14 protein-coding genes are annotated in these 13,239 nt (G+C 63.4%); 12 read left to right on the top strand and 2 right to left on the bottom strand.

Going from position 1 to position 13,239, the window contains the following annotated elements; genetic code table 11:
• Positions 1–143 precede the first annotated feature (143 nt).
• A complete protein-coding gene (locus K1X74_16715) occupies positions 144–632 on the top strand; it encodes a hypothetical protein (GenBank protein MBX7167979.1) in 489 nt (162 codons plus the stop codon).
• 46 nt (positions 633–678) lie between these two features.
• Here the strand turns inward: K1X74_16715 and K1X74_16710 are convergent, their stop codons facing one another.
• The gene (locus tag K1X74_16710; GenBank protein ID MBX7167978.1) at positions 679–1,563 is read right to left on the bottom strand and encodes a hypothetical protein; all 885 of its coding nucleotides are present in this window, start codon (positions 1,561–1,563) and stop codon (positions 679–681) included.
• 194 nt (positions 1,564–1,757) lie between these two features.
• Entirely contained in the window at positions 1,758–2,459 is a 702-nt protein-coding gene (locus tag K1X74_16705) for a hypothetical protein (GenBank protein ID MBX7167977.1), read from the bottom strand.
• 369 nt (positions 2,460–2,828) lie between these two features.
• On the opposite strand from K1X74_16705, the gene K1X74_16700 reads away from it, so the two are divergent.
• The 11 genes from K1X74_16700 to K1X74_16650 all read left to right on the top strand — a co-directional run bounded on the left by K1X74_16700 (position 2,829) and on the right by K1X74_16650 (position 13,236).
• A complete protein-coding gene (locus tag K1X74_16700) occupies positions 2,829–4,739 on the top strand; it encodes a phage tail sheath subtilisin-like domain-containing protein (GenBank protein MBX7167976.1) in 1,911 nt (636 codons plus the stop codon).
• Positions 4,740–4,807: 68 nt separating this feature from the next.
• Positions 4,808–5,329, top strand: coding sequence for a phage tail protein (locus K1X74_16695; protein MBX7167975.1), 522 nt, complete (start codon positions 4,808–4,810; stop codon positions 5,327–5,329).
• A gap of 12 nt (positions 5,330–5,341) precedes the next feature.
• The gene (locus K1X74_16690; protein MBX7167974.1) at positions 5,342–6,079 is read left to right on the top strand and encodes a hypothetical protein; all 738 of its coding nucleotides are present in this window, start codon (positions 5,342–5,344) and stop codon (positions 6,077–6,079) included.
• A 293-nt stretch (positions 6,080–6,372) separates the two neighbouring features.
• A complete protein-coding gene (locus tag K1X74_16685) occupies positions 6,373–6,909 on the top strand; it encodes a hypothetical protein (GenBank protein MBX7167973.1) in 537 nt (178 codons plus the stop codon).
• Positions 6,906–8,276: a DUF4255 domain-containing protein gene (locus tag K1X74_16680; GenBank protein MBX7167972.1), complete on the top strand. Its 1,371-nt coding sequence runs from the start codon at positions 6,906–6,908 to the stop codon at positions 8,274–8,276. The genes K1X74_16685 and K1X74_16680 overlap by 4 nt, the downstream gene beginning before the upstream one ends.
• 1 nt (position 8,277) lies before the next feature.
• Entirely contained in the window at positions 8,278–10,275 is a 1,998-nt protein-coding gene (locus K1X74_16675) for an ATP-binding protein (GenBank protein MBX7167971.1), read from the top strand.
• Positions 10,272–10,529, top strand: a complete 258-nt coding sequence (locus K1X74_16670) for a hypothetical protein (protein MBX7167970.1) — start codon at positions 10,272–10,274, stop codon at positions 10,527–10,529. The genes K1X74_16675 and K1X74_16670 overlap by 4 nt, the downstream gene beginning before the upstream one ends.
• Positions 10,526–11,182, top strand: coding sequence for a hypothetical protein (locus tag K1X74_16665; GenBank protein MBX7167969.1), 657 nt, complete (start codon positions 10,526–10,528; stop codon positions 11,180–11,182). Before K1X74_16670 ends, K1X74_16665 begins: the two co-directional genes overlap by 4 nt.
• Complete coding sequence (locus tag K1X74_16660) at positions 11,179–11,577, top strand: LysM domain-containing protein (GenBank protein ID MBX7167968.1); 399 nt, start codon at positions 11,179–11,181, stop codon at positions 11,575–11,577. Before K1X74_16665 ends, K1X74_16660 begins: the two co-directional genes overlap by 4 nt.
• Positions 11,578–11,596: 19 nt before the next feature.
• The gene (locus K1X74_16655) at positions 11,597–12,694 is read left to right on the top strand and encodes a hypothetical protein (GenBank protein ID MBX7167967.1); all 1,098 of its coding nucleotides are present in this window, start codon (positions 11,597–11,599) and stop codon (positions 12,692–12,694) included.
• Positions 12,691–13,236: a phage baseplate assembly protein V gene (locus K1X74_16650; GenBank protein MBX7167966.1), complete on the top strand. Its 546-nt coding sequence runs from the start codon at positions 12,691–12,693 to the stop codon at positions 13,234–13,236. The genes K1X74_16655 and K1X74_16650 overlap by 4 nt, the downstream gene beginning before the upstream one ends.
• The last annotated feature ends 3 nt before the right edge of the window (positions 13,237–13,239 follow it).

The following is a 13,239-nucleotide window of genomic DNA, read 5'->3' as shown; positions in this document are numbered from 1 at the left end:
CAATCAAAGGGCCGCTACCCTCGCGCTGTGTCCCATAGCGCCGATCCCCGGCATGCGGTACACTTTCGCGGCCCGCGATCGGAGGCTTGCCACGTGTCCTATTTCCGCAACCTGCCAGAAGTGCGAGCAGAAGGAACGATTGCATGACGAGCCAAGGCAATGCGGCCGATCGCGCTGGGCGACCGTCGCCCGCGGGCATTTGGATCATCCTGGGCGTAGTCCTGTTCTGCGCGGCATTTGCGTACCTGGCGTATCAAGCGGCCGAGGCGATGCTCGCGGCACTCGGTTCCGAACAATCGCGCGAAACGGCCGCGCGCCTCCGCAACTGGCTGGTCTTTGCCGCGCTCGCCGCCGGGATCACATTCGCCGGTCTCAAGTTCGCCTGCCAATCTGTTTATGGCCTGATCGAGGTGGTCGTGGCCGCCATCATGGCAGCCGAGCTGGCCAAGACCACGCTCGCTAAAGAACCCTTCGCCGCGCTGATGGGCCTGGTCGGGATCGCCTATATCGTGGTGCGCGGACTGGAAAACGCCAGCAAAGGCTATCTGGTGCTTCAGGAAAAGCAGCGCCGAGGCGAGGTGCTGTTTGGCCCGCTGCGCGAAAACCCGCCGACAGGCGCCACCGCCCCCTAGCAGGCAAGGTGGTGTTCGCACCTGGCCCATGACCTGCATGACAAGTTCAGCGGGGTCGAGCCCGAAAGTCGTGTTGCATCGTCAAGGGATGCATCAAACCGCCGCCGACCCACTCGGGACAAAACATGGTCCACACGTCTTGTAGTGCACCTTCAAGCGTCGCCGTATAGGGCATCCACCCGTAGCCTGCGTGGCCCCATTCGATACCCAACAGCGGTGTCACGAGCAGCGCGCCCCGCGGTTCGCCCTCTTCGTCGCCGGCATCGTCATAGCCAGCAATGACCACGCTGCGCAGCACCGACGTCGCAGGCGAGGATCTGAGCTCTGCTCTCGGTCGCAACTCGACCCGCGCCAAATCGGCGACGGCGACTAACGGGAATCCGGCTTGAAGAAACAGACGCACACCGTGCAGCCGCACCCAGGCATCCAGATCGTTCGCAGTTGGATGAAAATACACGAGCTGTGAAGGCCGTTCGCACGAGGCATATAGAAACGCTTCCTCGGGATCGTTGCGTAATCCGTCCGGTCCTCGCCGCTGCGGCAAGAGGCCATACTGGGCCGCGACCTTGAACATCGTGCGCAGCGAGATGGCCTCCTCGGGAGTTGCCGCGTAGCGGTCGGCAATCGATTGCAGGAACGCCGCCGAGTAGGCCTCGTCGACTTGCCGCACGCGGCGCTGAAAGTATTGAAACAGCGCCACCACGACCAGGGCCGCGGCCGAACATCGCCCGCCGTCAGGGTCGCTGAACCCGAGGAACGCGCGAAGGTCTACTTGCTCCGCCACCCCGGGCTGGTCGGTGCGCCAATGATTGCGTCGGGGCGGCAGTAGCGCTAACTGGGCTTCGACCGCGCTGGACTGCGCGTCGTAGTCGCGCGGATCGACCGGATCGCATAGGTGCCCACCGACTTCCTGCCAGTGATGTTGCGGCATATTCAACCACCCTTCACTCGGGTTGCTCGCCCAAAGAGCACTCGCGCCGGGCGACCATCCTCCTGAACAGATTGCGGCGCGCGTCGCCTACATTAGTAGCGACCCAAGTCCGGTCGCGACAGGGGCGCGAATGGGGCGCGGGCGCCCTGGGAACCATGCCGTGCAATCCGGATAGAGATTCCGGTCTTCCGACATCAACGGCCCACGATCGCACAAAACTCCCAGCGCACGCCTTCGCCACGGCCGTCGCCAAAGAATCGAACCAGTTGCACCTCGTGCTTCCGGTTCAGACTCTTGATCGTATCCGCCAGCCGGGCGCGAGGAGAAATATTGGGGGCTTGCGGCAGGGGATCATCGATCCGCAGCGGCCACCCCTCTTCTTCGAACGCGGCGAGGACCCGGTGTTGATTCTCCGCCGGCTCACGAAACCGTTTGATGAGCTGGCCGACGCACCACAGTTCGCGGAGTTCACAGTTGTAGTGCGGTCGCCGTTGCACGCGGCGACTGACCGTCGCCGTTCGCTTCGTGTGCAACTCCAAGGCCAACTGGACGCCGATGCTGGTCAATAACACAACGGCCTGTTTGCCCGAGAATAGTAGCGACAACAACACCTCGGGAGAGCCGTCTTCGTCGGTGTTCTCCACGGCGGTGCCAGCGAACTCACCTGAAACGCGGCTCGCGCGATGCCCGCCGATCCAGCGTTCGCGACACAAGAACCGCAAATCCGTATCGGTCACGCCGAGCGTCTTGACGTACTCCAAGGGCACACCGTATTCCCACCGGTCCACCTGCTCGAACTCGGCATACTCATGAGCCTTGAGCAGTTCCGCAAACAATCGCCGCAAAGCAGGCCGCTGGCGCAAGAGCTCGACGCCGGTCAGATTCCTCGCGTCCAACGACGCAATCGGCAGGGCGTTCGGCTGTCGAAGGGCATCGCGGGTAGATTCCGGGGTCGAATCATGATCGAACCCTGAATTCGGGCGCGGTGCCGCATTCGAACATCCCATTTCGACCCTCCTATGCGGTGAGGCTTCGATACGCTAACAACCGCGCAGGTGCAATGCAACGCGCTACAACACATTTCTTTCTGTATTCCGCCTCGTAACATTCTTCCCGCCTTAACGTGCCCGCCTTCCCGTGGCTTCCTAAGCGCACCCCGGCGGCGCCCGTAGTGCACCGCAGCATTCGCACGGAGAATCCGGCGACTTGGGCAGGCACTTGCCGAGCCCTTTCCCGTTTCCCGACTCGCGAAGGCGATTTCAGCCATGCCGACCACCCCGAGCTATCCCGGCGTCTACATCGAAGAGATTCCTAGTGGCGTGCGCACGATCGTGGGTGTCGCGACATCGATCACCGCCTTTGTCGGCCGCGCCCGTCGCGGGCCAACCGACGAGCCGACGATGATCCACAACTTCGGTGAGTTCGAGCGACAATTCGGTGGACTGTGGAGCGAAAGCAAGCTGGGATTCGCGGTACGGGATTTCTTTCTGAACGGTGGGTCGGACGCGCTGATCGTGCGGTTGTTTAACCCCAAGGACCCCCAACTCAAGCCGCAGGCCACCAAAGGAGCTGAGCTCGTTGCGGCAGCCGCCGAGAATGAAGCCAATCGCACAGGCGACACTCCACCCACCGCAGCTTCGGTCATTGCAAAAGCGAAAGACGCGATTCCCGATACAGCCGGCGTCGCGCACGACGCCGGCCAGCAAGTGTATGAAGCCATCAAGAACAACACTACGGAACCCGACGCCAAGAAAGTCGCCGCAGTGGCAAGAAACGCCGTAGGACCCGCCGTCACGAGCGCCTTGGACACAGCGTATACGAAGACGCATGCGGTGATTCAGGGAAAAGCTGCCGGCGTCGTAAAGTGGACCATGGAGGCGAAGTATCCGGGACAATGGGGCAACAAGTTGCGAGTGCGAGTCGACGATCTCGTCGCTCCGGCAGCGGCTGAACAGCTCAAGGTGACAAAAGAGGACTTGTTCAACCTCGAGATCCGGGACACAGAATCCGGTGCGGTTGAACGATTTCGGAACCTAACCGTTGTGGAAAGCCCTCGCCGAGTGGATCGTGTTTTGAAGGCCGAGTCGAACCTGATTCAGATGGAATGCCCGACAACCGTTCCCGAAAAGCACGCTCCGTATTCAGAGGCAGACCGCAAGAAACCCCTGTCCGAACTTCTTGAAATGGAAGAATACTGGGCCAGAAGTGATGGGTCGGCGGGTGATGGAGGACCGCTGGATGAGGCGACGATTCTCGCCGACCTCGACGCGAAATCAGGGCTGTACGCGCTGGAAAAGGCCGATCTGTTCAACCTGCTCTGCATTCCACCGTTTAACGTGACACAAGACAGTGTCACAAGGATCGAGCAAGAGCTTAAGCCCAAGGCTAGTTTTCATGATGCGGTTGCCAAGTACTGCCTGGATCGACGAGCCCTGTACTTAATTGACGCGCCGGACGACTGGGCGGATAAATCGACGGTAGTCAAAGATGTCGGCTCCTCATCCAGCACGATCGGTGCTCCTCACAGGAATGCTGCCGTTTTCTTCCCTCGACTGAGGCAGCCGAATCCGCTTCGCGAGAATCAGGCCGAAAGTTTCGTGCCCTGCGGCACGGTGGCTGGCGTTTTTGCTCGCACCGACGCCCAGCGCGGAGTTTGGAAGGCGCCGGCGGGATTGGATGCCTCGATACTCGGCGCTGTTGGCCTCACGGTTAACTTGACAGACGCTGAAAATGGAGAGCTCAATCCGCTGGGGGTGAATTGCCTGCGGACCATGCCCGGCGCGGGTCGCGTCATCTGGGGCTCACGCACACGTGTGGGCGACGACCGCCTGGCGAGCGAGTGGAAGTACATCCCCATCCGCCGGACGACGTTGTTTATCGAGGAGAGCCTGTACCGTGGCACGCAGTGGGTCGTATTTGAACCGAACGACGAACCGCTGTGGGCCCAAATCCGCCTGAACGTCGGCGCGTTCATGCACCGGCTCTTCCGGCAGGGCGCGTTTCAAGGACGCACGCCGCGCGAGGCGTACTTCGTCAAGTGCGACAACGAGACGAATCCGCAGACCGATATCAACCTCGGGATCGTCAACATCCACGTCGGCTTCGCGCCGCTCAGGCCGGCCGAGTTCGTGATCATCAAGATTCAGCAAATGGCCGGACAAATCGAGACCGGCTAGCGCACGGCGTTCGCGCCGCTTGAGATCATCTGCACCTTCCACTTCGCTCCCAGAGGGATTCATTGGCCATGGCCACGTTTACGAAGAACGGCGAACGCGTCGACCCGTACAAGAATTTCAAGTTCCGCGTCTACTTTGGGCGAGACACGAAGCCGGTCGCCGGCGTCTCGAAGATTGGCAGTCTGAAGCGCACGACCGAGGTTGTCTCGCACCGCGAGGGCGGCGATCCGAGCACGTCGCACAAGAGTCCCGGCCGGACCGAATACGACGCCATCATGCTCGAACGAGGTGTCACTCACGATCGCGGATTTGACGATTGGGCCAATCTCATCTGGAAGGTCCGTACGCAGCCCGGCGGCGAAGTCTCGCTCAAGGACTTTCGCCGCGACATCCGCATTGTGCTCTTGAACGAAAACGGCGACGAAGCGCTGGCCTACAACGTCTACCGCTGTTGGGTCTCGGAATACCAGGCCCTGCCCGAACTCGACGCCAACGCGAACGCCATCGCGATCCAAAGCATCAAGTTGGAAAACGAAGGTTGGGAGATCGACGCGGAACTGCCCGAACCCGACGAACGCGGCTCGGCGTAAGGAGCCGCGTGCATGTTGCGGGCGGATTTGACGGAACACGATTGGTTGCGGATTTGGGAACGGGCCTACGGACGTCGGCCTTACGAGTTTGCGGTGACGTTGCTGGCTGCAGCGTTCGAAGGCGCCGCGAGCGACGACGTTTGGCAATGGCCCCTGGGCCTGCGCGATGCCTGGGTTCTGCGTGCACGCCGGGCGTTGTTGGGCGATGCGTTGGTCGTCACGGGTCCGTGTCCGGAATGCGGCGAGGTCTTTCAAATCGAGCTGAGTACCGGTGACATGATCGCGACGCTGAACGAACCCGAGGACCGATTGATCGAGCATCGCGAGGGTGCGTGGCACCTCGCCGCGCGAATGCTCAACAGCCGCGACGTGCAAATGGTCGCCGCGCTCGCCGCAGACCTTCGGCCCAACGAACTGCTGAATCGCTGCATCGTCTCCGTCTCGCGCAACGGATTGCCTGCCACGATCTCCGAGGTTCCCGAGGATGTCCGTGAAAAACTCATTGGGCAATTGGAGCAGGCCGATCCCGGCGCGGAGATTCGCCTCGACGTCGAGTGCCCGGGCTGCCAAGTGCGTCGGAGTTTCTTGCTCGACGTGGCGCAAGTGTTTTGGCTGGAGTTGAACCACTGGGCGCAACGGCTGCTGGCCGAGGTCCACGTCCTGGCACAAGCATACGGCTGGACCGAGCCTGAGATCGTGGCGCTCGGTCCGTGGCGGCGCGGCGTCTACCTGGAAATGGTGCGATCGTGAGCGGATTCCTCGAGCGACTCGCCGAACGCAATCTGGGTGAAGCTGCAGTGCAGCTGGTTCCCCAGACGCCGCTGCGATTTGAGCCGCGCGAGTCAACTCGGGGACTCCCGCCGGCCGAACCGGCCGTGGAATCGCTCGAATCAACCGCAACGATTTCACCAGCTCACGAAGCCTCACCAGAGCCGCGGCGGCATTTCTCGCAACGATCCCGGCCAGCGGAGGTCGGGCCTCGTTTCGTGCCAAGCCCCATCGCGGCCACGCCGGCGGAAGTGCGCGCGCCGGCCAGGCCGCCGATGTCCGTCGAGCCAGACCGCTACGGGTCGGAACGGCAATCGGACCACCGGCTGCGCAACAACGCCGAATTCATCCCGACAGTTCGCACCGCGAACGACGCGACGCCGCCGGCAGTGTCGCCGACGATCGAGAAGATCCTTGTCGAGCGGCACTTCGACGCAGCGCTAACCGTACCTCGCGTGCCGGCCGCCCCGGATCGCGAGCTGCACGGCGATCGCGATTTGCGGCCGCATCCCGTCGTTCCATCGATCAGGCTGCCGAGCCAACCGCTTGCAGCGCGAGGGTCGGCGCTCGGCGAGTCGCGCGAGCCAGCGCCGCAGACACAGCCGCCGATAGTTCCGCCGAAGATCGACGTCGAGCCGGCCCGACAAGCGCTGTCGGTGGAGCCCACGATCGAGATTCGCATCGGCCGCCTGGAAGTTCGGGGACACCTGCCCGAACGCAAGCCGGCCCCGGCGGCTCCGCCATCTGCCCCTGGTCGCGGAACTGCGACCTTGGATGACTACATGCGCCGCAGGCAAGGAGGCCGGCGATGAGCAATGCCCTGGCGATTGCGTCGGTGACCGCCACGTTGCGCCACCGGTTGCAAAGTGCGGTGCAACAACTCGCGAACGTCACCGTTTCAGTGCAGCCGCCCAACCAGATCACGGGACCCGATCTGCGCAATCGCCTCAACTTGTACCTGTATCAAACGGCTCCCAGCGCCGCTTGGCGCAATGAGAATTTGCCCGGTACGACGAAAGCGGGAGAGCGGGGGCATCCGCCGCTGGCGATCAACTTGTACTACTTGTTGACCGCCTACGGCGAAGACGGCATCGACGCGGACATCTCGGCGCATCAACTGTTGGGTGCAGGCATGCGTGTCCTGCACGATACACCCCAGTTGCGCGAAGCCGATATCGCCCAGGCGGCGACTCTGTTGGCGCCGCCGCTTTCCCAGGATCTCGATCGCCAGGTGGAGCGCGTCAAGTTGACGCCCGTCACGCTCAGCGTCGAAGAGATGTCAAAGCTCTGGTCGACGTTTCAAGCGCCGTATCGCATCTCGGCGGCCTATGAAGCGTCGGTCGTCTTGATCGAAAGCCAACGCCCGCCGCGAGCCGCCCTGCCGGTCTTGCGCCGCGGGGCGGCCGACAGCGGCGTGGACATGTCGGCCGGTTTTGGGCCCGTGCTGCAGGCTGTCGAGTACCGCCCTGATCCTCTGGCCCCGCTCATGCCATCGGCGGTGCCTGGCGAGCAGATCACGATCATCGGGAGCGATCTGTCGAGCGAGTCGATCGAGGTCCTCGTGCGCGACCCGCACCGACGTCCGACTTTGGCCGATCCCGAGGGCGACGTTGTCGCGCGGCTCGTGGCCGACTCCACCGCCTCGACCGCCACGCGGATGGTCGTTCCGTTAACCCGCGACGGGATCGATTGGATGACCGGAATCTTCCAATTGGAATTGGCCCAGCGCGAGCCCGCGACGATCGAGCCGGGTCAGCCCGACGCCGAGGGTGCCACGCGCCTGCGCACACTCGGCAACCCGTTGCCGCTGTTGATCAGTCCCGTGATCGCGCGAGACAGCTCCAACCGGCCGTTGATCACGCAGCTTGTCGACGACGGCCAGCGACGCCTGGAGGTGACGCTGGTCGACTCAATTCCTCCGCGTCATCAGGCATCGCTCGTCTTGACGGCCGCAGTCGGCAATGCGGCGTATCAGCTGCCGCGGCTGCCTGGGATTGCCGAGCTCGCGGAATCGAATCCGCGCTTCGACATTTCGCGCGTTCCACCCGGGGAGTATTGGGTACGACTGCGCGTCGACGGCGCCGACAGCCGGCTGTTTACCAAGGTCGAAACCAACGTGGGGGGACGCAAGAGTTCCGTTTGGGGTTTCGACCGTAAGTTCATCCTGGGGATTGTCTGAGATGCACGCCAACCGTCGCTGGCATCAGACGAACGATCGATACCTTGCCGCGCAGCTGGCCGAGCTACGCGAGGCTCTCGAGCGTTTGGCGAAAATGAACGACGTGCCAGAGCAAGGGGAAGCTCCCGTTGCGAAGCCCAAGCGTGTGCGCCCCAGCACGGCTGCACCCGGCGCGCCCTCGACCATCGCATCGTCCCCACCGCCGGCGTTGGAATTGCTCGCGGAGCGTTACGGTCTGACCGACTTCGAACGTCGCTTGCTCTTGCTCGCGGCGGCGACCGAGCTTGATTTCGGCGTGGCCCGCGCCTGTGCGGCGGCTCACGGTTCGCCGGAGCGACCGTATGCGACCTTTGCGCTGGCCATCAACGCCCTGCCAGGCGCGAGCTGGGAGGCGCTGGCACCGTTTGGCAATCTGCGTCGAGCCCGCCTCCTCGAAGTCGAACAACGTGGCGCGCAACCGCTGATGCAATCGCGGCTGTACGTCGATCACCGCATCGCGTCGTTCCTCAAGGGCGTGAACTACCTGGACGAGCGTTGGAACCTGCTGATCGAGCGGATCGAACCGCGCTGCGAGGTTCTCCCGCCGTCGCAGCAGGCTCTGGTCCAGCGCGTCGTGGCCACGATGTCCGCTGCGGAACCCGCCACCGGATCGCAAACCTGGACGCTGTTAGGACACGATACGACGACGAAACGCGAGCTGGCGGCTCACGTGGCGCAGCGCTTGGGCCTGCAGCTATGCCGCGTCGCGGCGACGGCGCTCCCGCACGATCTCGTCGAGCTCGATGCGCTGGGCCGATTGTGGCAACGCGAGGCGACGCTGTTGCCTCTCGCCCTCTATCTCGACCGCTTTGAGACGGAGCCGGCAACCTGCGAGGCCTCGGCCGAGTGGTTCGTTCGCCGCGTGGGTGGGTTGGTGTTTTGCGACTTGCCTCACGAATACTCCGGCACGTTCGAAACCGCTCTCCCCCTTGATGTGAGTAAGCCCACGGCGGCCGAGCAGGCCGAGGCCTGGCGGTCGGCGTTGGGCGAAGACCACGCGGAGACCGCCCGCGTGCTGGCGGGCCACTTCAACCTGAGCCTCCCTGTTCTGGAGGGGATCGCCGCCGCCGCGCCCACCGAGGATGAGACCGCGGCGGCACTTTGGGAAGCGTGCAAATGCCACACGCGTCCACAGCTCGATTCGTTGGCGCAGCGGATCGAGATCAAGGTCACGCTCGACGACTTGGTGCTACCCGAGGAACAATCGGCCCTGTTGCGGCAGATCATCGACCAGGTGCGGCATCGCGGGCGCGTGCTGGACGAATGGGGCTTTCGCGCCAAGCTCAACCGCGGTTTCGGCGTCACGGCCTTGTTCGCAGGTGATAGCGGTACGGGAAAAACGATGGCCGCCGAAGCCATCGCGTCGGCGCTGCGCCTGGATCTTTACCGCGTCGATCTGTCCAGCGTCATCAACAAGTACATCGGCGAGACCGAGAAGAACCTGCGCCGATTGTTCGATGCGGCCGACGACGGCGGCGCGGTTTTGTTGTTCGACGAGGCCGACGCCCTCTTCGGGAAGCGGACGGAAACTAAAGACGCGCACGACCGCTATGCCAATCTCGAAGTGAACTATCTGCTGCAGCGGATGGAGAGCTACCGAGGACTCGCCGTGTTGGCGACGAATTCCAAGGGCTCGCTCGATCACGCGTTTCGACGGCGGCTGCGATTCATCGTCGATTTCCCCTTCCCCGAGGCTGCCCAACGGCAGCGCATTTGGAAACACATCTTCCCGGTTGACGCACCCCTGGCTGCTGTGGATCTGAGTCTCTTGGCGCGCGTGCCTGTGGCCGGAGGCAGCATCCAGAATATCGCGCTCAATGCGGCGTACGCCTCGGCGATGTCCGGTACGGTCGATTGGGACCGGATTGTCGCGGCCACGCGCGAGGAGCTACGCAAATCCAACAAGCCGGTGACGCTCGCCGACCTGCCGGTGGAACGGTCTTGGGAGAGCGCGTCATGAAACTCCGGTTGCAGATCGACGAACTCGTCTGGCGCGATGTTCCCCCGCGCTGGCGAGATGCCCAGGCCCTGCGCACGGCCCTGGCAGCGGCGCTGCACGAGCGGCTCCCGAGTGCGGCGCCGACGCTGCAATCGAGCACCAACGAGATGGCCCGTGTGGACAGCGCTCTTTCCTGGCCAGACATCGCCGGTCAGATCGCAGAGCGAATTCTGAGCGTTCCGTCCGCCGACTTGGCCAGCAAGGTCCTCTCATGAGCCAGATCAGCCCACGACTGATTAAGGGTGGACTCGTCCTGCTCGATCCGAGCAGCGGGGCGACGCTGCGCGTGATTCCCCTGCAATACAATCCCCAGACGGTTTCACGCTCTCTAGCGCCCCAGTCGGTCGAGGCGACCGGGGGCGATCGCTCGCAGGCCCTGCGACTGACTGGGCCCCCGATAGAAACCATTCGCCTCGAGGCCGAGCTCGACGCGACCGATCGCCTCGAAACGCCCGACCAGAACCGCAACACGGTGGAATTCGGCCTGTTTCCCGACCTCGCGGCGTTGGAACTCATCGTCTATCCGACCACTGCGCAGCTCAAGGAGAACGACGGCCGCGCGAAAGCGGGGATGCTCGAAATCACGCCCCTCGAGGCGCCGTTGACCGTCTTCGTCTGGAGCAAGTCGCGCGTCATGCCGGTCCGGATCACCGAGCTGAGCATCGAAGAGGAGTTCTTCGATACGCAGCTCAATCCGATTCGCGCGCGGGTCAGCCTATCGCTGCGCGTGCTCAGCGTGAACGACCTGGGCTTTCGTCATCGTGGCTCGGGTCTGTACTTGTTGTACCAGGGTGAGCGCGAACGGCTGGCGGCACTATCCGCCGGCGGGCGACTGAGCGACCTGGGCATCGAAAGGATTCCTCTATGATCGCCCCTCTCCGTTCCGGCCAGACGCCGGGGATCGATCCGCGGCAGGTGCTGCCCGCGCCGACGGCGCTCGAGGCCTCGGCCTTCGTGCCAACGAGTCGATATCACGGGTTGCCAATTCGCTGCCACGTCGACGAGTCAGGCCGCCAGGTGGCCTATGTCGAGCGACGCCTGCTCCCGCCACCCGAGGCGATGGCTGAACTGCGCGAGCATCGCGTCGTGCAAGGCGATCGTTTGGACTTGCTGGCGCATCGCTACTTGGGCGATCCGGAACAGTTCTGGCGGCTGTGCGATGCGAACGGCGCGATGCGTCCAGACGACTTGGTTCACGAAGTCGGCCGTCCGTTGCGCGTAACCCTGCCCGAAGGAATCCCCGGAGCTCCGACGCGTGCTTAAGGGTATGCACCTCACTTTGATGATTGGCCCCGCCGTACCGCGTCCCGTGCCGAGCGACGTGATCGAGGCGTTGCGCCGCGTTGAAGTGACCAGTAGCGAACGGGGTCCGGACGCGTTTCGCCTGGAGTTTTCCATCGGCCCGCGCTCGCCCTTGCAATCGTTGTTTCTATTGTCCGGTGGCGCGCCGATCCCGGCCATCCGCGTGATGCTCATGGTCACGCTCAATGGCTCGCCGCAGGTCTTGATCGATGGTTTCATGACCGACCATCAGATGCAGCCCGAGGCCGACGGGCGCTCGACCTTGGTCGTAACGGGCGAAGACCTGACGGTCATCATGGGCTACAAGCAATTCAGCGGGCTGCCGTTTCCGGCGATGCCGTCGTTCTTACGCGTCTCGTTCATCCTGGCGAAATACGCCGCCCTGGGGATTCAGCCGCGGGTCGTGCCTACGTTGTCGTCGATCTTCCCCAACCCGCTCGACAAGATTCCCCGCCAGGAAGGCACCGACCTGGAATACATCCGACTGCTCGCGGAACGAGCAGGCTATGTGTTCTATCTCGAGCCCGGCAACTCGCCGGGGTCGAGCATTGCGTATTGGGGACCGGCGGTGCGCAGCGGCGCTCCGCAACCGCCGCTCTCGGCCAACCACGACGCGGACACGAACGTCGAGTCGATTCGTTTCAGTTTCAACAACGAGCGAAAGGTGATGCCCGTCGCCTGGGTCCAGGAGCCGTTCAGCAAGATGACGTTGCCCGTTCCGCTGGGCGACATCAATCCGTTAAGCCCTCGCCTGGGCCAACTGATTCCGGTTCCCAAGCAAGTTCGCGCCCTCCGCGAAACGGCCAAATTTTCGCTCGTCGAAGCCGCCGAACTGGCACTCGCCGCGGCCTCCAAGACGTCGCAGGTTGTCACTGCGCAGGGCAGCCTGGACGTGCTGCGTTACGGCCGCATTCTCGCAGCGCGCCGCCTGGTCAGCGTGCGCGGCGCGGGCAACGCCTACAACGGCTTGTACTACGTCGAGCGCGTCACGCATCGCATAGCGAGCGGCGAGTACAAGCAGGACTTCGAACTGAGCCGCAACGGCCTCGTCACAACCGTTAACAGGGTATCTGCATGAACGTAGCCGACGCGATCGAAGACCTCCTGACGCCCCGCAATCGCTACTACGGCAAGTACAAGGGCGTCGTCGTCAATCAGAGCGACCCCAAAGGCATGGGGCGGATTCAGGTCCTGGTTCCCGACGTGTCGGCCACGGCCATTTCAAGCTGGGCCTTGCCGTGCTTGCCTTGGGCGGGGCGGCAGTTCGGGTTCTTTACGGTCCCGTTGCCCGGCTCGTCGGTGTGGATCGAGTTCGAACAGGGCGACCCGGATTATCCCATCTGGGTCGGCTGCTTCTGGGAAACATCGGCCGAGATGCCTTCGTGCGCGCGGAGCACTCCCGCCCAGATCCCCAGCCTGACAGTGCAGACCCCGCTGCAACACTCGATCCAGATCAGCGATTTGCCGGGGCCAACCGGTGGGATCCAGTTGCGCACGCCGCTCGGAGCGAAGATCGTCGTGACGAACGAACTGATCGAAATCTCCAACGGCACGAACGCCTCGATCAAGCTGGTCGGCCCCACCGTGTCGATCAATGGCACGGCCCTGACGGTTACCTGAGAA

The organism is Pirellulales bacterium (assembly GCA_019694435.1).
In the GTDB taxonomy this organism is placed as follows: Bacteria; Planctomycetota; Planctomycetia; order Pirellulales; family JAEUIK01; genus JAIBBZ01.
This window is presented reverse-complemented; position numbering and strand designations above follow the sequence as displayed.

Bases quoted from the DNA above. Each gene is read 5' to 3' on its own strand.
- K1X74_16715 (MBX7167979.1), top strand. From the start codon at position 144: ATGACGAGCCAAGGCAATGCGGCCGATCGCGCTGGGCGACCGTCGCCC.
- K1X74_16710 (MBX7167978.1), bottom strand. From the start codon at position 1,563: ATGCCGCAACATCACTGGCAGGAAGTCGGTGGGCACCTATGCGATCCG.
- K1X74_16700 (MBX7167976.1), top strand. From the start codon at position 2,829: ATGCCGACCACCCCGAGCTATCCCGGCGTCTACATCGAAGAGATTCCT.
- K1X74_16695 (MBX7167975.1), top strand. From the start codon at position 4,808: ATGGCCACGTTTACGAAGAACGGCGAACGCGTCGACCCGTACAAGAAT.
- K1X74_16690 (MBX7167974.1), top strand. From the start codon at position 5,342: ATGTTGCGGGCGGATTTGACGGAACACGATTGGTTGCGGATTTGGGAA.
- K1X74_16685 (MBX7167973.1), top strand. From the start codon at position 6,373: ATGTCCGTCGAGCCAGACCGCTACGGGTCGGAACGGCAATCGGACCAC.
- K1X74_16680 (MBX7167972.1), top strand. From the start codon at position 6,906: ATGAGCAATGCCCTGGCGATTGCGTCGGTGACCGCCACGTTGCGCCAC.
- K1X74_16675 (MBX7167971.1), top strand. From the start codon at position 8,278: ATGCACGCCAACCGTCGCTGGCATCAGACGAACGATCGATACCTTGCC.
- K1X74_16670 (MBX7167970.1), top strand. From the start codon at position 10,272: ATGAAACTCCGGTTGCAGATCGACGAACTCGTCTGGCGCGATGTTCCC.
- K1X74_16665 (MBX7167969.1), top strand. From the start codon at position 10,526: ATGAGCCAGATCAGCCCACGACTGATTAAGGGTGGACTCGTCCTGCTC.
- K1X74_16660 (MBX7167968.1), top strand. From the start codon at position 11,179: ATGATCGCCCCTCTCCGTTCCGGCCAGACGCCGGGGATCGATCCGCGG.
- K1X74_16655 (MBX7167967.1), top strand. From the start codon at position 11,597: ATGATTGGCCCCGCCGTACCGCGTCCCGTGCCGAGCGACGTGATCGAG.
- K1X74_16650 (MBX7167966.1), top strand. From the start codon at position 12,691: ATGAACGTAGCCGACGCGATCGAAGACCTCCTGACGCCCCGCAATCGC.